This is a genomic window from Streptomyces sp. NPDC002640 (genome assembly GCF_053592575.1).
Genome location: NZ_JBSFVZ010000003.1, coordinates 255,468 through 276,845 on the forward strand (window position 1 = coordinate 255,468; position 21,378 = coordinate 276,845).

The window sequence follows — 21,378 nt, forward strand, 5'->3', positions numbered from 1 at the left end:
GCCAAATATGGCCATGTCAGTACGACTTGGGAAGACCCAGCGTCTGGTGCGAGACGAAGTTGAGGATCATCTCCCGGCTGACCGGGGCGATCCGCGCCACCCGCGCCGCGTTGACCAGCGAGGCGAGGCCGAACTCCTTGGTGAGGCCGTTGCCGCCCAGCGTGTGCACGGCGGTGTCCACCGCCTTCACACAGGCCTCGCCGGCCGCGTACTTGGCCATGTTGGCGGCCTCCCCGGCGGCCAGGTCGTCGCCGGCGTCGCAGAGGTGCGCGGCCTTCTGCATCATCAGCTTGGCCGTCTCCAGCTCGATGTGCGCGACGGCGAGGGGGTGCTGGATCGCCTGGTGGGCGCCGATGGGGGTCTTCCAGACCTGGCGTTCCTTGGCGTACTCGATGGCCTTGCCGAGCGCGTGACGGGCCATGCCGACCGCGAAGGCGGCGGTCATCACCCGTTCCGGGTTGAGCCCGGCGAAGAGCTGGAGCAGCCCGGCGTCCTCGTCGCCGACCAGCGCGTCGGCGGGCAGCCGCACGTCGTCCAGGACCAGCTCGAACTGCTTCTCGGCTGCGGCCAGGTCCATGTCGATCATGGTGCGCTGGAAGCCGGGGGTGTCCCGCGGGACGATGAACAGCGCGGGCTTGAGCCTGCCGGTGCGGGCGTCCTCGGTGCGGCCCACGATCAGGGTGGCGTCGGAGATGTCCACGCCGGAGATGAAGACCTTGCGCCCGTTGAGCACCCACTGGTCGCCCTCGCGCCGCGCGGTCGTGGTGATCCGGTGGCTGTTGGAGCCGGCGTCGGGCTCGGTGATGCCGAAGGACATGATCCGGCTGCCGTCGGCGAGGCCCGGCAGCCACTCCCGCTTCTGCTCCTCGGTACCGAAGCGGGCGATGATCGTGCCGCAGATGGCCGGGGAGACCACCAGCAGGAGCAGCGGGCAGCCGGCCGCGCCGAGCTCCTCCAGCACCAGGGACAGCTCGTAGATGCCGCCGCCCCCGCCGCCGTACTCCTCCGGCAGGCTCACCCCGAGGTAGCCCAGCTTGCCCGCCTCGTTCCACAGCTCCTCGGGTCCCTTGCCCTCCTCCAGGGCCTTGGTCACGTACGCCCGCCCGTAACGGCGGCCCAGCGCGGCGACGGCCTGCCGCAGCGCCAGGTGCTCCTCGGTCTCGACGACAACGCTCACTGGTTCTCCTCAGCGGGTTCCGGGGTGGTGTCTTGCTCGGTCTGCGGGCTTTCCTGGACGACGGCGAGCAGGGCGCCCATCTCGACCTGGCGGCCCGGGGCGGCGTGCAGCGCGGTGAGGGTGCCGGCGGCGGGAGCGGTGACGCGATGCTCCATCTTCATGGCCTCCAGCCACAGCAGCGGCTGTCCCTCGGTGACGGCGGACCCGACGGTGAGCCCGTCGGCGACGCGGACGACGGTGCCGGGCATGGGCGCCAGCAGCGACCCGGGCTCCCGGCGGGACTCCGGGTCGGGGAAGCGCGGCAGTTCGGTGAGCGCGGTGCCGTTCACGAAGACCGACGCGCCGTACCGGGCGACGTCGAATCCGCGCCGGACGCCGTCGGTCTCCAGCACGACCCGGGACGCGTCGGCGTGCACGACCCGCACGCCGTCCGCGGCGAGGCCGGAGCGGGTCCACCGGTAGGCGACCTCGTGCTCGGTCTCCCCCACCCGGTACCGCCGGGTCTGCGGCTGCGAGGGAACGTTCCGCCACCCTCCGCCGAACCGGCCGCTCCGCCCGGCCGCCGCGGCCAGGGCGGCGGCCAGCGGGGCGTGCGGGTCGGGGGCCGCCGCGGTGAGCCCGGCGAGGTGCCGGTCGTAGAAGCCGGTGTCCGTCCGGCCGGTGCGGAACTCCTCGTGGCGCAGCGAGCGCACCAGCAGGTCCCGGTTGGTGGCCGGCCCGTGCACGGCGGCCCGCTCCAGCGCGCCGGCCAGCTTGCGGACCGCCTCGGCGCGGGTGGGGGCGTGGGCGACGACCTTGGCGAGCATCGGGTCGTAGTGCACGCCGATCGTGTCGCCGTCGGCGAACCCGGTGTCGACCCGGACGCCCGCGGCCTCCGGGAAGGCGATCCGGTGCAGCGTCCCGGTCTGCGGGGCCCAGCCCCGGGCCGGGTCCTCGGCGTACAGGCGGGCCTCCACCGCGTGCCCGCGCGGGGCGGGCGGTTCGGCGTCCAGCGGCTCGCCCTCCGCGATCCGCAGCTGCAGGGCGACCAGGTCGAGCCCGAACACCTCCTCGGTGACGGGGTGTTCGACCTGGAGGCGGGTGTTCATCTCCAGGAAGTGGGCGGTGCCGTCGGCGACCAGGAACTCGACGGTGCCGGCGCCGACGTAGTCGACCGCGCGGGCGGCGCGCACCGCCAGGGCGTGCAGCTCGTCGACGAGTCCGGGCGCGAGGCCGGGCGCCGGGGCCTCCTCGACCACCTTCTGGTGACGGCGTTGGAGCGAGCAGTCGCGGGTGCCCAGCGCCCACACCGTGCCGTGGATGTCGGCCAGGACCTGCACCTCGACATGGCGGCCGCCCTCCAGGTAGGGCTCGACGAAGACCTCGCCGTCGCCGAAGGCGCTCAGCGCCTCGGCCCGCGCGGCCGTCACCTCTGCCTCCAGGTCGTCCAGCCGGCGCACGATCCGCATGCCGCGGCCGCCGCCGCCCGCCGCCGCCTTCACCAGGACGGGCAGGTCGGCCTCGGTGACCTCGCGCAGCGGCTCGATGCCCATCAGTTCCTTGGCGCGGGTCTTGGACGCCATCGCCTCGACGGCCTCCGGCGGGGGCCCGACCCAGATCAGCCCGGCGTCCAGCACCTGCCGGGCGAACTCCGGGTTCTCGGACAGGAATCCGTACCCGGGGTGCACGGCGTCGGCGCCCGCCGCGAGGGCGGCCTTCACGATCAGGTCGCCGCGCAGGTAGGTGTCCGCGGGCGCCGAGCCCGGCAGCCGGACCGCCTCGTCGGCGCTGCGGACGTGCAGCGCCCCGGCGTCGGCGTCCGAGTGCACGGCGACGGTGCGGATGCCCAGCCCGGCGCAGGTGCGGAAGATCCGGCAGGCGATCTCGCCCCGGTTGGCGACCAGCAGTTTGGTGATGAGGTGCTTGGTGATCAACGCTGTTACCGCCCTTACATCCGGAAGACGCCGAAGCCGCCGCGCGCGCCCTCGAAGGGCGCGGTGTGGATCGCGGAGAGGCAGATGCCGAGCACGGTCCGGGTGTCGCGCGGGTCGATCACCCCGTCGTCGTAGAGCCGCCCGGAGAGGAACACCGGCAGCGACTCGGCCTCGATCTGCTGCTCCACCATGGCCCGCAGCGCCTTGTCGCCCTCCTCGTCGTAGGGCTGTCCCTTCGCCGCGGCGGACTGCCGCATCACGATGGACAGGACGCCGGCGAGCTGCTGCGGGCCCATCACGGCGGACTTGGCGCTCGGCCAGGCGAACAGGAACCGCGGGTCGTAGGCCCGCCCGCACATGCCGTAGTGCCCGGCCCCGTAGGAGGCGCCCATCAGCACCGACAGGTGCGGCACCGTCGAGTTCGACACCGCGTTGATCATCATCGCGCCGTGCTTGATGATGCCGCCCTGCTCGTACTCCTTGCCGACCATGTAGCCGGTGGTGTTGTGCAGGAAGAGCAGCGGGATGTCGCGCTGGTTGGCGAGCTGGATGAACTGGGCGGCCTTCTGCGACTCGGCGCTGAACAGCACGCCCTGCGCGTTGGCCAGGATGCCCACCGGGTAGCCGTGCAGGGTGGCCCAGCCGGTGGTGAGGCTGGTGCCGTAGAGCGGCTTGAACTCGTCGAAGTCGGAGCCGTCGACGATCCGGGCGATCACCTCGCGCGGGTCGAACGGCGTCTTCAGGTCCTCCGGGACGATCCCGAGCAGCTCCTCCGGGTCGTACTTCGGCGGCTCGACGAAGGCCGGATCCGGATCGGCGTACGCCTTGCGGTGGTTGAGCCGGGCGACCACCCGCCGCGCCTGCCGGATCGCGTCCCGCTCGTCCACGGCGAAGTGGTCGGCGAGCCCGGAGGTGCGGGCGTGCATCTCGGCGCCGCCCAGCGACTCGTCGTCGCTCTCCTCCCCGGTGGCCATCTTCACCAGCGGCGGACCGCCGAGGAAGACCTTGGCCCGCTCCTTCACCATGATCACGTGGTCGGACATGCCGGGGATGTACGCGCCGCCGGCCGTGGAGTTGCCGAACACCACGGCGACGGTGGGGATGCCGGCCGCGGACAGCCGGGTCAGGTCGCGGAAGACCTGGCCGCCGGGGATGAAGATCTCCTTCTGCGAGGGCAGGTCCGCGCCGCCCGACTCGACCAGGGTGACCACCGGGAGCCGGTTGATCCGCGCGATCTCGTCGGCCCGCAGCGCCTTCTTCAGCCCCCACGGGTTGGTGGCGCCGCCGCGCACGGTCGGGTCGTTGGCGGTGATCAGGCATTCGACGCCCTCGACCACGCCGATCCCGGTGACCATGGAGCCGCCCACCGGGTACTCGCTGCCCCAGGCGGCGAGCGGGGAGAGCTCCAGGAACGGGGTGTCCGGGTCGACCAGCAGCTCGATCCGCTCCCGGGCGAGCAGCTTGCCGCGCTCGCGGTGGCGGGCCATGTACTTCTCGCCGCCGCCCGCCAGCGCCTTCGCGTGCTCGGCGTCCAGGGCGGTCAGCTTCTCCAGCAGGGCGGCCCGGCGGGCGGCGTATTCGGGGCTGTCGGTGTCCAGGGCCGTGGGCAGCACGGTCACAGCAGGGCCTCCGGTATGTCCAGGCATCGGGCGCGCAGCCATTCGCCGAGCGCCTTGGCCTGCGGGTCGAAGCGGTGCTGCGCGGCCACGCCCTCGCCGAGGATCCCCTCGACGACGAAGTTGAGCGCGCGCAGGTTCGGCAGCGGGTGCCGGGTGACGGTGAGCGGTGCGGTCTCCGGCAGCAGCGCCGTGAACCGGTCGACGGTGAGGGTGTGGGCGAGCCACCGCCAGGCCTCGTCCGTCCTGGCCCACACCCCGACGTTGGCGTCGCCGCCCTTGTCGCCGCTGCGGGCGCCCGCCACCAGCCCCAGCGGAGCGCGCCGGGACGGCCCCGGCGCGGGCGGTCCGGGCAGCGGGGGGGCGGGGACCGCCGCGAGCTCCCGGGTCTCCGGTGCCGGCGAAACCGGTTCGCGGGTGCCGTCGGGCAGCACGGCGACGTGCGGGACGTCGCCCTGGGGGACGTGGGCGGCGTGGAAGGTGCCGTAGGGCGCGCCCTTGCCGGGCGGGGCGGTGACGTGGAAGCCGGGGTAGCTGGCCAGGGCGAGCTCGATGCCCGCGCTGCTGAGCGTGCGGCCGACGGCCTGCTGGTCGGGGTCGCGGACCACCAGGCGCAGGACCGCACTGGCCGTCTCCTGGGTCGGCGCGTCGGGCCGGTCGGTGCGCACCAGCTCCCAGGACACCTCGCGCGGCCGGGACCCGGCCCGGGCGAGCGCGTCCTCCATCTGCGCCCGCACCAGCTCGGCCTTGCGCTCCACGTCCAGGCCGGTGAGCACGAACTCGACCTGGTTGCGGAACCCGCCGAACCGGTTGACGCCCACCTTCAGCGTCGGCGGCGGCGCCTCGCCCCGCACCCCGCCGATCCGGACCCGGTCCGGGCCGTCCTGGGCGAGGGTGACGGTGTCCAGCCGCGCGGTGACGTCCGGCCCCGCGTACCGGGCGCCGCCCGTCTCGTAGAGCAGCTGCGCGGTGACCGTGCCGACGTCGACCACGCCGCCGGTGCCGAGGTGCTTGGTGATGACGGAGGTGCCGTCGGCGTGGATCTCCGCCAGCGGGAAGCCGGGGCGGAGCAGGCGGCGCGGCTCGACGTCGCCGAAGAAGGCGTAGTTGCCGCCGGTGGCCTGGGTGCCGCACTCCAGGACGTGTCCGGCGACGACGGCTCCCGCGAGGGCGTCGTGGTCCCGTGGGGTCCAGCCGAAGTGGGCGGCGGCCGGGCCGGTGACCAGGGCGGCGTCGGTGACCCGGCCGGTCACCACGACGTCGGCGCCGGCCCGCAGGCAGGCGGCGATGCCGAAGCCGCCGAGGTAGGCGTGGGCGGCGAGCGCGCCGGGGTGCGCGGCGGTCAGGTCGTCGCCCTCGACGTGCGCGACGCGCACCGGCAGCCCGAGGCGCTCGGCCAGCTCGCGGACCCGGGCGGCCAGGCCCGCCGGGTTGAGCCCGCCGGCGTTGGCGACGATCCGCACGCCGCGCTCGTGGGCGAGGCCCAGGCACTCCTCGAGCTGGCGCAGGAAGGTGCGGGCGTAGCCGGCCTCGGGATCCTTCAGCCGGTCACGGCCCAGGATCAGCATGGTCAGCTCGGCGAGGTAGTCGCCGGTCAGCACGTCGAGCTCGCCGCCGGTGAGCATCTCGCGCACGGCGTCGAAGCGGTCCCCGTAGAAACCGGAGGCGTTGCCGATGCGCAGGGGCGGCGGCACGGTCACGCCGCCTCCCTCGGGGCGCGGCCGCCGCCGGGCGGCCCGGCGAAGCACTGCGCGATGTCCAGCCACCGGTCGGCGTCCGGGCCCTCCGCGCGCAGGTCCAGGTCCGCGCGGTGGGCGCGCCGGGTGACCAGCAGGCAGAAGTCCGGCCCCGGCCCGGTGACCCGCTGCGCGGCGTCCTCGGGCCCGAAGGTCCACACCTCGCCGTCGGGGAAGGCGAGTTCGAGGCGGAACTCCTCGGCGGGCACCGCCAGGCCGTTCACCAGGAAGGCGAAGTCACGGGTCCGCGCCCCGAGCCGTGCGATGTGCCGCAGCCGCCCGGTGGGGCGGCGGGTGACGCCCAGCGCGTCGGCGACGTCCTGGCCGTGGGCCCAGGTCTCCATCAGCCGGGCGGTGGCCATCGAGGCGGCCGACATGGGGGGCCCGAACCACGGGATCTTCGCGCCCCGCGGCACCCGCCGCAGCGCCTCCTCCAGCGCCGCGCGGCCCTCCCGCCAGCCGGCCAGGAGCTCCGCGGGCGGCTTCCGGGCGCCCAGCGCGGCCTGCGCGTCCATGTACCCGTCGACGTCCGCGAGGGCCCGCTCGACCTCCGCGCGGAACGCCTCCTGGTCGCCGATGGCGGCCAGCGCGGCCCGGTCGGTCCAGGCCAGGTGGGCGATCTGGTGGGCGACGCCCCAGCCGGGCGCGGGAGTCGGGGCCGCCCACCGGGCGTCGTCCACCTCCGCGACGAGGGCGTCGAGTTCCTCGAACTCCTCACGCATGTCGTCGATCACCGACGACGTCGGATCGTCCATCTTCGGCGTCCTGCTCCCTCCGGGCACGGCGATGTGCGGGGTGGTGCGCTCCGGAGCATGGCAGCGGGACGGGAAACAATCAAGCGTGCATGCTTGATTTTTTGCGCCTGCTTTTTGCGGCGTCGCGGGAACGGCAGGCGGCCCCGCGCGGGGCCGGCAGGCGGCCGCGCGGGGCCGGCAGGCGTGCCCGCGCGGGGCCGGGTCAGGACGCGGTGAGGTCCAGCACGCCGACGGTCTGACCGCCGCTGACCTCGCCGGTCTTCCGGAAGCCCAGCCCGAGGTAGAACCCCTCGGGCCCGTCCTCCCCCGGCTCCCAGGTGACGTGGCAGAGCGAACCGCCCCGCCGCCGGATCTCCTCCGCCACCGCCCGCACCGCGAAGGCGCCGTAGCCGCGCCGCTGCTCGCCCTCGGCGATGTTCAGCCGCCACAGCCCGGACCGGACGTCGCGGCGGCTGCCGTCGTCGAGCCAGTCGATGTCGAGGAACGCCATCAGGAACCCCACCGGCCGTTCCCCGTCGAGGATCAGCCGCGGCCAGGCGCTCTCCGGGGACACGTACGCCTCCGCCAGCGACTTCACCACCGGCGACACGAACCGCCGTTGCGCCGGCGCCACCTCGATCGCGACCGCCGCGTCGAAGTTCCGCGCCGTCACCGGCTCCAGCCTCAGTCCCTCGTCCATGCGGGCACCCTAGGCGGTCGGCGGGCACCCGGCCGGTGTTTTTCCCGCCGCCTCGGCCGGGTACGGGCCGCGCGCCTACGCCGTGTCCGACGGCTTCAGCTTCACCGCACCGACCTGGGTGCGGACCGCGCCCATGCTGGCGGCGACGACCAGGCCAATCGCGGCGGCCTGGGCGACGCCGAGGGTCTGGTGGAGGATCAGGAAGCCGGCGAGGGCGGCGACCGCGGGTTCCAGGCTCATCAGGATGGAGAAGGCGGAGGCCGCGAGGGTGCGCAGGGCGATCAGTTCGAGGGTGTAGGGGAGCACGGACGACAGGACCGCCACGCCCGCGCCGAGGCCCACCGTCACCGGGTCGAGGAGTTCGGCGCCCGCGGAGCCGACGCCCAGCGGGAGGACGAGCAGCGCGGCGAGGGCCATGGCGATGGCCAGCCCGTCGGCCTGGGGGAAGCGGCGGCCGGTGCGGGCGCTGAAGACGATGTACCCCGCCCACATGACGCCCGCGCCCAGCGCGTACGCCGCGCCCACCGGGTCGAGGCCGGAGAAGTCGCCGCCGCCGAGCAGGAAGACGCCGGCCAGCGCCAGTCCCGCCCACAGCAGGCTCACCAGCCGCCGGGAACTGATCACGGAGAGCGCCAGCGGGCCCAGCACCTCGAGGGTGACCGCCAGGCCCAGCGGCATCCGGTCGGCGGCCTGGTAGAAGAGGCCGTTCATGCCCGCCAGGGTCGCGGCGAAGGCGATCACCGTGCCCCAGTCGGCCCGCGAGTAACCGCGCAGCCGGGGGCGGCAGACGATCAGCAGCAGCACGGCCGCGACCACCAGGCGGATGGCCACCACACCCAGGGCGCTGGTGCGGTCCATCAACTGCACGGCCAGCGCGCTGCCGAACTGCACCGAGACCACGCCGCCCATCACCAGGCCGACCGGGCCGAGCGCGGAGCGGCCACCGGCCTCGGGAGCGGGGGCGGGCGAGGAGGCGGGGGCGGGCCCGGCTCCGGTCGCCGTGGCGCCCGCGAGGGGCCGGTCGGTGCGGGGTGCGTTCACGAGGTGCCGTCCTGGTGGGTGCGCGGTGGTGCGGGAGGGTCGTCGGTCATGAGGGTAAGCGTCGAATGTCAGCTGCGTAAAACCGTTTCAGTCCTTACGCGGCGCCTGGTCCAGTGCCTGGTCCAGGACCTCCGCCAGGTGGCGGGCGCGCTCACCCGCCAGGTGGTCCAGCTGGGTGCGGCAGGAGTAGCCGTCGGCGAGCAGCACGGCGTCCTCCCCGGCGGCGCGGACGGCGGGCAGCAGCTGGTCCTCGGCGCAGGCGACGGACACCTCGTGGTGGCCGCGCTCGAAACCGAAGTTGCCGGCCAGGCCGCAGCAGCCGCCGGAGAGGTCGCCGGTGAGGCCCGCCGCCTCCCGCAGCCGGCGGTCGGCGGCGTCACCGAGGACGGCGTGCTGGTGGCAGTGGGTCTGGCCGGCCACCGGGCGGTCCAGGCGGGGCGGCGTCCAGTCGGGGGCGTACCGCTCCAGGGCCTCGGCGAAGGTGACCACGGCGGCGGCCAGCCGCTCGGCGCGCGGGTCGTCGGCCAGCAGCTCGGGCAGGTCGCTGCGGAGCGCGGCCCCGCAGCTCGGTTCGAGGACCACGACGGGGAGGCCGGCGTCGAGCACCGGTTCCATCAGGTCGAGGGTGCGGCGGAGCACCGTGCGGGCCCGGTCGAGCTGGCCGGTGGAGAGGTAGGTGAGGCCGCAGCAGACCCTGCCGCGGCGGCGGACGGCGGTGGTCAGGACGGCGAGGGCGCCGCCGGGGCCGGTGGTCCGGCCGTCGGCGATCCGCGGGCCGCCCGGCCGGGTCACCGGCGGCAGGACCACCGTCAGCCCGGCGGCCTCCAGCACCCGTACGGCGGACCGGCCGACGGAGGGCGAGAGGTGGTCCGTGAAGGTGTCGGGCCAGAGCACGACGGTCCGCCCCTCGCCGGGGTGAACGCCGTCCCGCGCAGACTCCCCCTTCCACAACCCCTGGGGGTGAACGCCTTCTCGCGCGTACTCCCCCTTCCACACCCCCTCAGGGTGAACGCCGTCCCTCCGAGGGCTCCCCGTCCACACCCCCCGCGGGTGAACCCCACCCCCCGTGCGCCTGCCCCACCATCGGGTGAACGTCTCGGTGGCGAGGCGCGGGACGGGCCGCTCCGGCGCCACCCCCGCGAGCCGCTTGCCCGCCGCCGCCAGCGGCCGCACCGAGGCCAGCGCGTTGACCACCCCCGCCAGCCGCGTCCGGGCCACCGCCCGCAGCCACACCGGCAGCCACCCCAGGGCGTAGTGCGCGGCCGGCCGGCGCCGTCCCGCGTAGTGGTGGTGCAGGAACTCCGCCTTGTAGGTGGCCATGTCGACGCCCACCGGGCAGTCGCTGCGGCACCCCTTGCAGGACAGGCAGAGGTCCAGCGCGTCGCGGACCTCCTCGGACCGCCACCCGTCGGTGATCACCTCGCCGGCCAGCATCTCGTGGAGCAGCCGCGCCCGGCCCCGGGTGGAGTGCTCCTCCGCCTCGGTCGCCCGGAACGACGGGCACATCACCCCGCTCCCCGCCACCGTGGTGGTGCGGCACTTGGCGACACCCACGCAGCGCCGCACGGCCGCGCGGAAGTCGCCGTTGTCGGCGGGGTAGCCGAACTCCACGTCGACCGGCTCGCGGGGCAGCACGGCGAACCGGAGGTTGGCGTCCAGCGGTTCCGGGCGGACCAGGACACCCGGGTTGAGCAGGCCGTCCGGGTCCCACACGCCCTTGGCCCGCTCGAACAAACGCACCGCCTCCGCCCCGTACATCCGCTCCAGCAGCTCGGCCCGCGCCATCCCGTCGCCGTGCTCCCCGGAGAGCGAGCCGCCGTGCGCGACCACCAGGTCCGCCAGTTCCTCGGAGAACCGGCGGTAGCGCGCGACGCCCCGCTCCGTCAGCAGGTCGAAGTCGACGCGGACGTGGACGCAGCCGTCCCCGAAGTGCCCGTACGGGATGCCGCGCAGGCCGTGCTCGGCCATCAGGCGGCGGAAGTCCCGCAGGTAGGCGCCCAGGCGCGCGGGCGGCACCGCGCAGTCCTCCCAGCCGGGCCAGGCCTCCGTGCCGTCCGGCATCCGGGTGGCGGTGCCGGAGGCGTCCTCGCGGATGCGCCACAGGGCGCGCTGCGCGGCCGGGTCGGTGACCACCAGCGCGTCGAGCACGTCGGCCGCCCGCACGATCCGCTCGGCGCGGGCCCGCGCCTCGGTCCCGTTGGCCCCGCCGGTCTCCACGAACAGCCAGGCCCCGCCCCGCGGCAGCCCCTCGGCGGACGGCACCAGATCGGTGGCCATGCCCTCCACGGTGAGCGGGCGGTGCGGCAGGAGGCTTGCGGCGGCCTGCGCGGCGGCCGACTCGTCGGCGTAGCCGAGCACCGCCAGCGCGCGGGCCGGCGGCGACTCCACCAGGCGCACCGTGGCCTCCGTCAGCACCCCGAGGGTGCCCTCGGAGCCGCAGAACGACCGGGCCACGTCGCCGCCGCGCTCCGGCAGCAGCGCGTCCAGCGCGTAGCCGGAGATCCGGCGCGGCGGCCCGGTCGCGAACCCGGTCCGCAGCAGGGCCAGTTCGGCGTCGACCAGGTCCATCAGGCCGTCCGGCGCGCCGCGCCGGCCGCGGCCGAGGCGGAGCCGGGCGCCGCGCGCGGTGAGCACCGTCAGCGACTCGACGTTGTCCGCCGTCGTCCCCCAGGCCACGGAGTGGGAGCCGCAGGAGTTGTTGCCGACCATTCCGCCCAGCGTGCACCGGCCGTGGGTGGAGGGGTCGGGCCCGAACCGCAGGCCGTGCGGGGCGGCGGCCTCCTGCAGCCGGTCCAGCACCAGCCCCGGCTGCACGACGGCGGTGCGGGCCTCCGCGTCCACCGACACCAGGCGGTTCATGTGCCGGGTGAGGTCGAGCACCACGCCGGTGCCGGTAGCCTGCCCCGCGATGGAGGTCCCGCCGCCGCGCGGCACCACCGGGACGCCGTGCTCCCGGCACACCTCCAGCACCGCCGCCACGTCGTCGGCGTCGCGCGGGGCGACCACGCCCAGCGGCACCCGCCGGTAGTTGGAGGCGTCCATGGTGGTCAGCGCGCGGGCCGTCGCGTCGAATGCGACCTCGCCGCGGACCGCGGCGCGCAGCGCCGTCTCCAGAGCGTGCGTGTCCCCGGTTCCCGAAGCGTGCATCCCCCCAGCATGCCCCGCGCGGACGGCCCCGGCAGGCGCGGGTGCCGGACCCTCCGTCAGAACGCGGACACGGCACCGTCGGGCGTGGACACGGCGTCTCAGCGGCCGGACCGCGTTTCGTCCGGGTTTCGCGAACGGCTACGCTCGCGCACGTGGCTGAGATCCAGATTCCCGCTGACATCAAGCCCGCCGACGGACGATTCGGCGCTGGCCCCTCCAAGGTGCGGACGGAGGCGCTGAACGCTCTCGCCGCGACCGGTACCTCCCTGCTCGGCACCTCCCACCGCCAGGCCCCGGTCAAGAACCTGGTCGGCAAGGTGCGGGAAGGCATCCGCGAGCTGTTCTCGCTCCCCGAGGGTTACGAGGTGGTCCTCGGCAACGGCGGCTCCACCGCGTTCTGGGACGTGGCGACGCACGGTCTGATCGAGAACCGTTCGCAGCACCTCACCTTCGGCGAGTTCTCCTCCAAGTTCGCCAAGGCCTCCAAGCTCGCCCCGTGGCTCGGCGACCCGACGCTGGTCTCCGCGGAGCCGGGCGACCACCCCGAAGCCAAGGCCGAGCCGGGTGTCGACGTCTACGCCTTCACCCACAACGAGACCTCCACCGGTGTCGCCATGCCGATCCGCCGGGTGGCGGGCGCGGACGAGGGCGCGCTGGTGCTGGTCGACGCGACCAGCGGCGCGGGCGGTCTGCCGGTCGACGTCTCCGAGACCGACGTCTACTACTTCGCCCCGCAGAAGTCCTTCGCCTCCGACGGCGGCCTGTGGATCGGCGTGTTCTCCCCGGCGGCGATCGAGCGCGCCGAGCGGATCCACGCCTCCGGCCGCCACGTCCCGGAGTTCTTCTCGCTGCCGACGGCGATCGACAACTCCCGCAAGAACCAGACGTACAACACGCCGGCGCTGTCCACCCTCTTCCTGCTGAACGAGCAGCTCGAGTGGATCAACGGCCAGGGCGGCCTGGACTGGGCCGTCTCCCGCACGGCGGAGTCCTCGCGGACGCTGTACGGGTGGGCGGAGGCGTCGAAGTACGCGACGCCGTTCGTGACGGACCCGGCGAAGCGTTCGCAGGTCATCGGCACGATCGACTTCGCCGAGGAGATCGACGCGGCGGCCGTGGCGAAGGCGCTGCGCGCCAACGGCATCGTGGACACGGAGCCGTACCGGAAGCTGGGCCGCAACCAGCTGCGGGTGGCGATGTTCCCGGCGATCGACCCCGCCGACGTCGCGGCGCTCACCGCCTGCGTCGACCACGTCATCGACCACCTCTGATCCGCCCCGGACCCTCGTAGGTCCACGACGAGACGGCGCCGCGTTCCGACCGAACGCGGCGCCGTTTCCCGTGCGTCGCTTCCCGTGCGCCGCTTCCTCACGCGCCGCCCGCCAGGGCTTCCGCGCCGCCCCGACGGGGCCCGCGCGTCCCCCGGGCGGGTTCAGCCGGCCGGGGCCGGCTGAACCTCCCGGTCGCGGGGGATCACGTGGAGCCTCGGGTGGGCGCCCCGCCAGGTGACGGAGAGGCGGAGGTGCCCGACGCGGGCCAGGGCGATGCCCACGGCGACCGCGGAGACCGCGGCCACCGCCCCGCACACCGCGAATCCGGCGCGCGGCCCGTAGACGTCCGTGGCCCATCCCGCGAGCGGCGCCCCGATCGGCGTGCCGCCCAGGAAGACCATCATGAAGAGCGACATCACCCGCCCCCGCATCGCCGGCTCGGTCGCCATCTGGATGCCGGTGTTGGCGGTGACGTTCACCGTCATGCTGAACGCGCCGATCGGCACCAGCAGCACCGCGAACATCCACATCTCGGGGCTGAGCGCCGCCGCCACCTCCAGCACGCCGAAGGCGAGCGCCGCCGCGATCAGCAGCCGCAGCCGGGCGTGGCCGCGCCGGGCGGCGAGCAGCGCGCCGACCAGCGAGCCGACGGCGATCAGCGTGTTGAACAGCGAGTAGCCGCCCGCCCCGGTGTGGAAGACGTCGTCGGCGAAGGCGGACAGGACGACGGGGAAGTTGAAGCCGAAGGCCCCGACGAAGCCGATCAGGACGATCGTCCAGTACAGGTGCGGCCGCCCGGAGACGTAGCGGATGCCCTCGCGCAGCTGGCCCTTGGCGCGCGGCGCCCGCTCCACCGGGTGGAGTTCCCGGTCCCGCATCATCAGCAGGCCCGCGATGGGCGCGGCGAACGAGAGGCCGTTGATCAGGAACGCCCAGCCCGTGCCCATGCCGGTGATCAGCACACCGGCCACGGCGGGCCCGACCAGGCGGGCGGACTGGAAGTTGGCGGAGTTGAGGCCGACCGCGTTCTGGAGCTGGCCGGGGCCGACCATCTCGGAGACGAAGGTCTGCCGCGCCGGGTTGTCCACCACGGTGGCCATGCCGACCAGGAAGGCGGCCAGGTAGACGTGCCACACCTCGACGTGTCCGCTCAGCACGAGCGCGGCGAGGCCGAGGCCGGTGACGGCCATGGAGGACTGGGTGACGAGCAGGGTGGGCCGCTTGGGCAGCCGGTCGACCAGCAGGCCGCCGTAGAGGCCGAAGAGCAGCATGGGCAGGAACTGCAGGGCCGTGGTGATGCCGACGGCGGTGGACGAGCCGGTGAGGCTCAGCACCAGCCAGTCCTGGGCGATGCGCTGCATCCAGGTGCCGATGTTGGAGACGACCTGGCCGGCGAAGAAGAGCCGGTAGTTCCTGATCCGGAGCGAACTGAACATGGAGCCCCGGCGGGGCTCACGGGGGGTGGTGCGGTGGGGTCGGGGTGCGATCGGTGCGGGGGCGGAGTCTGCTCCGGATCCCGAACTCAAAAGGTCTCGCCTCCTTATGGCGTCCTGCTCACAGATGGGCGAGCTTCTCCAGCACCGGCGCCGCGGCACGGAGCTTCGCCCATTCCTCCTCGTCGAGTCCCTCGTCCACCAGCGACGCGAGGAACGCGTTCCTCTTGCGGCGGCTCTCCTCGAGCATCGCCTCGGCCGCGTCGGTCTGGGAGACGACCTTCTGCCGGCGGTCGTCCGGATGCGGCTCCAGACGGACCAGCCCCTTCGCCTCGAGCAGGGCGACGATGCGGGTCATGGACGGCGGCTGCACGTGCTCCTTGCGGGCCAGCTCGCCGGGGGTGGCCCGGCCGCACCGGGCGAGCGTGCCGAGCACCGACATCTCGGTGGGGCTCAGCGACTCGTCCACCCGCTGGTGCTTGAGCCGACGGGCCAGGCGCATCACGGCGGAGCGCAGGTCGTTCACGGCGTCCGCGTCGTCGCCGTGGGTGAGGTCCAGCATGTTCCTTAGCGTAACTCATTACTCAACCTAAGGAACACCCGAGGGGGCGGTTGACGGCAGGAGGGTGTGCGAGATCACCCGATCGAGTGGTCCCGGCCATGTGAACGAGACACCTTCGGGGAGCCGGCGCGACTCTCGTCCCCATGCAGACGACGCGGTCGACGGGCAGCACCGACTCCGGTGTGCTCAGCCTGCGTGTCGACGGGGACCTGCTCGACCGTCTCCGCACACACGCGGCGAGAAGCGGAATGAGCGTCCAGGACTACGTGGTCCGGACGCTCGTGAGGGACGACTTCGACCGGCGGTTCCGCGCCGCGGTCGAGGAGACGGAGAAGTTGTACGGCTACGGCCCCGCGCACGGGAACGCGGGGCCGTAGCCGGTCCGGGGGCCGCCAGGCGATGCACCTGGGCCGCCCGGGGTGGAGCAGGTGGATCAGGCGAGGCCGAGGGCCGGCATCAGGTAGTAGAAGACGAAGACCGCCGAGACCGCCCACATCGCCGCCGGGACGCCCTTGGCGCGGCCGGTCGCCAGGCGCAGCACCGCGAAGGTGATGAAGCCCAGGCCGATGCCGGTGGTGATGGAGAAGGTGAACGGCATCGCCAGCATGGTGATGAAGGCCGGGATCGCGATCGACCAGTCGCTCCAGTCGATCTCCTTGATGTTGCCCGCCAGGATCAGGAAGCCGACGGCGACCAGCGCCGGGGTGGCGGCCTGCGAGGGCACCATGGTGGCGACCGGGGTCAGGAAGAGCGCGACGGCGAAGAGAGCGCCGCTGACCACGTTGGCGAAACCGGTGCGGGCGCCCTCGCCGACACCGGCGGTGGACTCCACGAAGCAGGTGGTGGCCGAGGAGGAGGTGGCGCCGCCGGCGGCGACCGCGATGCCGTCGATGAACAGCACCTTGTTCATGCCGGGCATCTGGCCCTGGGCGTCGGTCAGCTTCGCCTCGTCGCTGATGCCCATGATCGTGCCCATGGCGTCGAAGAAGCAGGACAGCAGGACGGTGAAGACGAAGAGCACGCCGGTGAGGATGCCGACCTTCTCGAAGCCGCCGAAGAGGCTGACCTGACCGACCAGGCTGAAGTCGGGGGCGGCGAAGGGGTTGCCGGGCCACTCGGGCGTGGTCAGGCCCCAGCTCTTCACGTCGGCGACGGCGTGGATGACCATCGCGACCACGGTCATCGCGACGATCGAGATCAGGATGGCGCCGGGCACCTTGCGGATCATCAGCGCGAAGGTGAGCAGCACGCCCAGGACGAAGACCAGGACCGGCCAGCCGAGGAGCTGGTTGCCGACACCGAGCTGCAGCGGGACGGTGGTGTTCGCGGCGTCCGGCATCCGGGTGACGAAGCCGGAGTCGACCAGACCGAGCAGCAGCACGAACAGGCCGATGCCGATGGCGATCGCCTTGCGCAGCCCGAACGGCACGGCGTTCATGACGCGTTCCCGCAGACCCGAGGCGACCAGCAGCATCACCACGAAACCGGCCAGCACGACCATGCCCATGGCGTCCGGCCACGACATCCGCGGCGCGAGCTGCAGGGCGACCACGGTGTTGACGCCGAGGCCCGCGGCGAGGGCGATCGGGACGTTGCCGATGACGCCCATCAGGAGGGTGGAGAAGGCCGCGGAGAGCGCGGTCGCGGTCACCAGCTGGGCGTTGTCCAGCTGGTTCCCGTACATGTCCTTCGCGCTGCCCAGGATGATCGGGTTCAGCACGATGATGTACGCCATCGCGAAGAAGGTGGCGAAGCCGCCGCGGACCTCACGGGACAGGGTGCTGCCCCGCTCGGAGATCTTGAAGAAGCGGTCGAGGGCGCCGAACCGGGGCTGCTGGCCCGGCTGCTCGGGCGCGGTGGCCGTGGCGGTGGCCGAGGTGGACATACGGGACCTCAGATGTGCATGGGGGCTGGGGGTCCGTCCGGCGGCTCTCGTAGGTTTCTACGACGCATATCAGCCAGGCGGTGTCTCCAACAGTATGAACATATAAACCTCGCGTTAGCGAATCTCCGGGCATGCAGGTGAGGAAGGTCGAAAGCGGGTGCGAGGTGCCTCGTAGACTGACGCCATGGCGAAGTGGACCCCCAAGCACGAGGCGCCGGAGCCCCTGGAGGGGCCCGTGGTAGCCACCATCACCGGCGGCACGATCCTGTGGTTCGTCCTCTTCCTCGTCCAACTCCCCTTCTACGGCTGGTTCGACGACAACGGGCACGCGTGGTGGGTCTGGACGTGCCTGGCCGGCGGCGGGCTCGGCCTGATCGGCATCTGGTACGTCCGCAAACGCGATGCCGCGCTCCGGCGCGCCGCGGCGGAGCGCCACCCCGCTCCGTGACCCAATTCACGCCACCTCCCCCACGCTGACGCCCCGTCCGCCACGGCGCAACCGGCACGGTCCGGGCGGCGTACCCCGGGTGGCCGGGTGGCCGGGTCAGCCGGTGCGGCGACGGCGGGCGGCGGCCCAGAGCCCGACGACCACGGCGATCAGCGCCACGCCACCGAGGGTGATACCGCCGGAACCGCCGGGCGCGGTCCCGGCGGGAGCGCCCTCCGCCGGGGACGGCGCGGGCCGGCCGGACGCGTCGGGTCCGGCCCCCCGCGGCGCGGGCCGGGCCACCACCCGGCTGCGCTCCCCCTCGCTGCCGAACAGCAGCCGCGTCCCGTCCGCGGTGAACGCGAGCGACTCCCCCTGTCCCTGGAACGGCGGCGACAGGCGCTCCCGCTCCTCGGGCCGCCCCGCGTTCCAGTCCAGCAGGACGCCCTCCAGGTAGCCCCGCACCGCCAGCAGCGACCCGTCCGGCGAGAACGCCGCGTCCGTCGCCCACACCCCCACCTCGGCCACCGGCCGGAAGACGTTCACCCCCGACGCGGACAGCCGCTCCGGTCCGGCGAAGAGCCGCCCGTCCCCGTCGCGCCGCTTGTCGACGATGTAGACCCGCCCGGTCCGGGGGTGGACGGCCAGCGACTCGGCGTCCCGCGCCCCGCCCTCGTACCGCACCACGTACTGCGTGGCCCGCACCGTGGCGTCCCGCAGCTCCTTCGGCTCGGGGAAGGCGTAGATCCAGACGTGGTCCCATCCGCCGTCGAAGTTGTCGCCGATGTCCCCGACGTACACCCGCCCGTCCGGGCCGACCGACACCGCCTCCACGTCCCGCGCCTGCCCGACCCCCGCGAGCGTGACGGTGGCCACCGTGCGGCCCGTGCGGCCGTCCACGGCGAAGACCCGGGAGCCGTCGTCGCTGTCGTTGTGCGTCCAGTAGATCCCCGGATGGCGGCGGGAGGCGGCCAGGCCGCTGGACTCGGTGATCCGCGGGTCCTGGAGGGTGAAGCCCCCGTCCGTCTCCTCCGCCGCGGCGGGCGCGGCACCGGCGGGGCCGACCGCCCCGCAGGCGGCGGCCAGGACGACGGCCCCGGCGCGGGACGCGAGCGATCGACGCAGCATGCGCCCAGTGTCCCCCCTCACGTCGCGTCGTGGGCCGGGAACGGGGCATCATGATCGGATGCTCAGGTTCATGCCCGTCGGGGACTCCATGACGATCGGCAGCGCGGGGGAGCACACCTGGCGCTACCGCATGTGGCAGCACCTGCGGGCCACGCTGGACGCCCCCTTCCGGATCGTCGGGCCCCGCGAGGCGCTCCACGACCCGGTCACCGACGGCCCCGACTCGTACGCGTACGCGCCCGGTGTCGACCCGGCGTTCCCCCGGGCCCACCTGGCCGGCTGGGGCGAGGGGTGGCACCACATGCTGCCGCTGATCGGCGACGCCGTCCGCGCGCACCGGGCCGACGTGCTGCTGATCTCGCTGGGCCTGATCGACCTCGGCTTCTACACCAACGCCCGGCAGACGGCCGACAACGTCCGCCGCTTCGTGATCGACGCGCGCGAGGCCCGGCCGGGGGTGCGGATGGTGATGCTCCCGGTCATCCCCAACGTCCGCGCCGCCGGGGACGAGGACTTCGCCCGCGAGGTGGCCCGCTTCAACGAGCTCCTCGCCAAGGAGGTCGCCGAGCTGCACACCGATCCCTCCCCCGTCCTGCTCGCCCCCGTCCCGCCCGGCTGGGACATCGACCACGACACCTACGACGGCACCCACCCCAACGCCGCGGGCGAACACAAGCTGGCGGCGACCTTCGCCGACACCATGTACGAGGCGTGGGAGCTGGGAGAGCGGTACGAGCCCGTCCCGGAGTGACGCCGAGTCCCTCTTGCCCCACGCCCCGTCAGGGAGTTGGCTGGGGGACCATGAAGTACACACAGCTGGGACGCACGGGTCTCAAGGTCAGCCGGCTGGTCCTCGGGACCATGAACTTCGGACCGCAGACCGACGAGGCCGACAGCCACGCGATCATGGACGCGGCGCTGGACGCCGGGATCAACTTCTTCGACACGGCCAACGTGTACGGGTGGGGCGAGAACAAGGGCCGCACCGAGTCGATCATCGGCAGCTGGTTCGCCAAGGGCGGGGACCGCCGCGACAAGGTGGTGCTGGCCACCAAGGTCTACGGCAACATGAGCGCCGACGAGAGGCCCTGGCCCAACCACGACCGGCTCTCCGCGCTGAACATCCGCCGGGCCGTGGACGCCAGCCTCAAGCGGCTGAACACCGACTACATCGACCTGTACCAGTTCCACCACATCGACCGCCGGACGCCGTTCGAGGAGATCTGGCAGGCGATGGACGTCCTGGTCCAGCAGGGCAAGGTCCTCTACGTCGGGTCCTCCAACTTCCCCGGCTTCAAGATCGCCCAGGCCAACGAGGTCGCCTCGCGCCGCGGCGGCGGCACCACCATCGGCCTGGTCAGCGAGCAGTGCCTCTACAACCTGGTCGAGCGCCGCGCCGAGATGGAGGTGATCCCGGCCGCCCGCGACTACGGGCTGGGCGTGATCCCCTGGTCGCCGCTGCACGGCGGTCTGCTGGGCGGCGTGCTGAAGAAGGAGAGCGAGGGCAGGCGGCGGGCGAGCGGCCGCTCCGCCGACGCGCTGGCCAACACGGCCATGCGGGACAAGGTGCAGGCGTACGAGGACCTGCTCGACAAGCACGGCATCGAGCCGGGCGAGGCGGCGCTGGCCTGGCTGCTGACCCGGCCCGGCGTCACCGGTCCGATCGTCGGCCCGCGCACCATCGACCAGCTCGAGTCGGCGCTGCGGGCGATCGAGCTGGAGCTCGGCGAGGAGGTGCTGGACGGGCTGGAGGAGATCTTCCCCGGCCCGGGCCCGACCCCGGAGGCGTTCGCCTGGTGATCCCCTGAGCCTCGGCCGTCGGCCGTGGGCCGTGGGCCGGCCTACCGGCCGACGGCCGAGGCGAGGGCGACGACGACGAACATCAGTACGAGCACACCGGCCATGATCCGGTTACGGGTCTTGGAATCCACGCCATCGAGGTTAACCGGACGCGTCCAGCGGCCAGCGGGCGACCGTCTCGTAGCGCGGCTGCTCGCCGGGGATCCCCGAGCGCGGCAGCCGGCTGCGGACCAGGGCCAGCTCGTCGACGGTCCAGGAACGGCCCCGGTAGCCGTCCAGGGCGTCCAGCAGCGGCCGGACGTCCGGCGGGACGGAGCCGCGGCCGGAGCGGGCGAGGGAGAGGTGCGGGCGGTACCGCCGGTGGTCCTCCATGCCGACGCCGGCCTTGCGGGCGGCGGCCTCGGTGCGCGAGGCCAGGAACCGCAGGTCCCGCACGTCGCCCCGCACCCCGGCCCAGACCGCGCGGCCCCGGCCGAACTGGCCCGCGCCGCCCAGGGCCAGCGCGAACGGCCCGGTGTGCGCCGCCGCGCGGGCCAGCCGCTCGCGCAGGGCGGGCAGCAGCTCCTCGTCGACCTCCCCGTAGAAGGCGAGGGTCAGGTGCCAGTTCCGGGGGGTGGTCCAGCGCAGGTCCCGCCCGGCGGGCAGCTCCCTGAGCGGGGCCACGGCCTCCGCGAGGTCCTGGATCACGTCCTGCGGGGGGAGCACGGCGGCGAAGAGGCGCATGGCACCAGGGTGACGGCGCGGGCGGCCCGGGCGCCATCCGCTTTCTCCGGCGAGCCGCCCGCTTCCGCGGCGCCTCCCGGTCCCG

18 protein-coding genes are annotated in these 21,378 nt (G+C 73.8%); 5 read left to right on the forward strand and 13 right to left on the reverse strand.

The annotated features are described in order from the left end of the window. Positions 1–16 precede the first annotated feature (16 nt). The 8 genes from ACWD3O_RS05845 to ACWD3O_RS05880 form a co-directional block, all read right to left on the reverse strand. Positions 17–1,177, reverse strand: a complete 1,161-nt coding sequence (locus ACWD3O_RS05845) for an acyl-CoA dehydrogenase family protein (protein ID WP_451408438.1) — start codon at positions 1,175–1,177, stop codon at positions 17–19. Then, a complete protein-coding gene (locus tag ACWD3O_RS05850) occupies positions 1,174–3,087 on the reverse strand; it encodes an acetyl/propionyl/methylcrotonyl-CoA carboxylase subunit alpha (RefSeq protein WP_451415044.1) in 1,914 nt (637 codons plus the stop codon). The genes ACWD3O_RS05845 and ACWD3O_RS05850 overlap by 4 nt, the downstream gene beginning before the upstream one ends. A gap of 17 nt (positions 3,088–3,104) precedes the next feature. Further along, positions 3,105–4,709, reverse strand: coding sequence for an acyl-CoA carboxylase subunit beta (locus ACWD3O_RS05855; protein WP_451414958.1), 1,605 nt, complete (start codon positions 4,707–4,709; stop codon positions 3,105–3,107). Then, positions 4,706–6,406, reverse strand: coding sequence for an acyclic terpene utilization AtuA family protein (locus ACWD3O_RS05860; RefSeq protein WP_451414959.1), 1,701 nt, complete (start codon positions 6,404–6,406; stop codon positions 4,706–4,708). The genes ACWD3O_RS05855 and ACWD3O_RS05860 overlap by 4 nt, the downstream gene beginning before the upstream one ends. Next, complete coding sequence (locus ACWD3O_RS05865; RefSeq protein ID WP_451414960.1) at positions 6,403–7,197, reverse strand: TIGR03084 family metal-binding protein; 795 nt, start codon at positions 7,195–7,197, stop codon at positions 6,403–6,405. The genes ACWD3O_RS05860 and ACWD3O_RS05865 overlap by 4 nt, the downstream gene beginning before the upstream one ends. A 202-nt stretch (positions 7,198–7,399) precedes the next feature. Next, complete coding sequence (locus tag ACWD3O_RS05870) at positions 7,400–7,876, reverse strand: GNAT family N-acetyltransferase (RefSeq protein WP_451414961.1); 477 nt, start codon at positions 7,874–7,876, stop codon at positions 7,400–7,402. Positions 7,877–7,951: 75 nt separating this feature from the next. Beyond that, positions 7,952–8,917 (reverse strand): EamA family transporter, encoded by a 966-nt coding sequence (locus ACWD3O_RS05875; protein WP_451414962.1) that lies wholly within the window; start codon positions 8,915–8,917, stop codon positions 7,952–7,954. An 87-nt stretch (positions 8,918–9,004) separates the two neighbouring features. Continuing rightward, complete coding sequence (locus ACWD3O_RS05880; RefSeq protein WP_451414963.1) at positions 9,005–12,064, reverse strand: FAD-binding and (Fe-S)-binding domain-containing protein; 3,060 nt, start codon at positions 12,062–12,064, stop codon at positions 9,005–9,007. 152 nt (positions 12,065–12,216) lie between these two features. On the opposite strand from ACWD3O_RS05880, the gene serC reads away from it, so the two are divergent. Then, the gene (gene serC, locus ACWD3O_RS05885; protein ID WP_451408431.1) at positions 12,217–13,335 is read left to right on the forward strand and encodes a phosphoserine transaminase; all 1,119 of its coding nucleotides are present in this window, start codon (positions 12,217–12,219) and stop codon (positions 13,333–13,335) included. Positions 13,336–13,496: 161 nt separating this feature from the next. On the opposite strand, the gene ACWD3O_RS05890 is transcribed toward serC, so the two are convergent. Together ACWD3O_RS05890 and ACWD3O_RS05895 are read right to left on the reverse strand one after the other, a co-directional pair. Then, a complete protein-coding gene (locus ACWD3O_RS05890) occupies positions 13,497–14,861 on the reverse strand; it encodes an MFS transporter (protein ID WP_451414964.1) in 1,365 nt (454 codons plus the stop codon). Between the two features lie 28 nt (positions 14,862–14,889). Further along, complete coding sequence (locus ACWD3O_RS05895; protein WP_451408429.1) at positions 14,890–15,330, reverse strand: MarR family winged helix-turn-helix transcriptional regulator; 441 nt, start codon at positions 15,328–15,330, stop codon at positions 14,890–14,892. 143 nt (positions 15,331–15,473) lie between these two features. Between ACWD3O_RS05895 and ACWD3O_RS05900 the strand changes: the two genes are divergently transcribed. After that, positions 15,474–15,707 (forward strand): hypothetical protein, encoded by a 234-nt coding sequence (locus ACWD3O_RS05900; RefSeq protein WP_451408428.1) that lies wholly within the window; start codon positions 15,474–15,476, stop codon positions 15,705–15,707. A 56-nt stretch (positions 15,708–15,763) separates the two neighbouring features. On the opposite strand, the gene ACWD3O_RS05905 is transcribed toward ACWD3O_RS05900, so the two are convergent. Next, complete coding sequence (locus ACWD3O_RS05905; protein ID WP_451408427.1) at positions 15,764–17,215, reverse strand: NCS2 family permease; 1,452 nt, start codon at positions 17,213–17,215, stop codon at positions 15,764–15,766. 184 nt (positions 17,216–17,399) lie between these two features. Here ACWD3O_RS05905 and ACWD3O_RS05910 point away from each other — a divergent pair, with 184 nt between their 5' ends. After that, positions 17,400–17,663, forward strand: coding sequence for a DUF2530 domain-containing protein (locus tag ACWD3O_RS05910; protein WP_356130000.1), 264 nt, complete (start codon positions 17,400–17,402; stop codon positions 17,661–17,663). Positions 17,664–17,759: 96 nt separating this feature from the next. On the opposite strand, the gene ACWD3O_RS05915 is transcribed toward ACWD3O_RS05910, so the two are convergent. Continuing rightward, positions 17,760–18,767 carry a WD40 repeat domain-containing protein gene (locus ACWD3O_RS05915; RefSeq protein ID WP_451415045.1) on the reverse strand — a complete coding sequence of 336 codons (1,008 nt, stop codon included), beginning with the start codon at positions 18,765–18,767 and terminating at the stop codon, positions 17,760–17,762. 61 nt (positions 18,768–18,828) lie between these two features. Between ACWD3O_RS05915 and ACWD3O_RS05920 the strand changes: the two genes are divergently transcribed. Together ACWD3O_RS05920 and ACWD3O_RS05925 are read left to right on the forward strand one after the other, a co-directional pair. Then, the gene (locus ACWD3O_RS05920; RefSeq protein ID WP_451414965.1) at positions 18,829–19,521 is read left to right on the forward strand and encodes a GDSL-type esterase/lipase family protein; all 693 of its coding nucleotides are present in this window, start codon (positions 18,829–18,831) and stop codon (positions 19,519–19,521) included. 50 nt (positions 19,522–19,571) lie between these two features. Next, positions 19,572–20,570 carry an aldo/keto reductase gene (locus tag ACWD3O_RS05925; protein WP_451408424.1) on the forward strand — a complete coding sequence of 333 codons (999 nt, stop codon included), beginning with the start codon at positions 19,572–19,574 and terminating at the stop codon, positions 20,568–20,570. Positions 20,571–20,711: 141 nt separating this feature from the next. Here ACWD3O_RS05925 and thpR read toward each other — a convergent pair whose 3' ends face one another. Next, positions 20,712–21,293, reverse strand: a complete 582-nt coding sequence (gene thpR, locus ACWD3O_RS05930) for an RNA 2',3'-cyclic phosphodiesterase (RefSeq protein WP_451414966.1) — start codon at positions 21,291–21,293, stop codon at positions 20,712–20,714. Between the last annotated feature and the right edge of the window lie 85 nt (positions 21,294–21,378).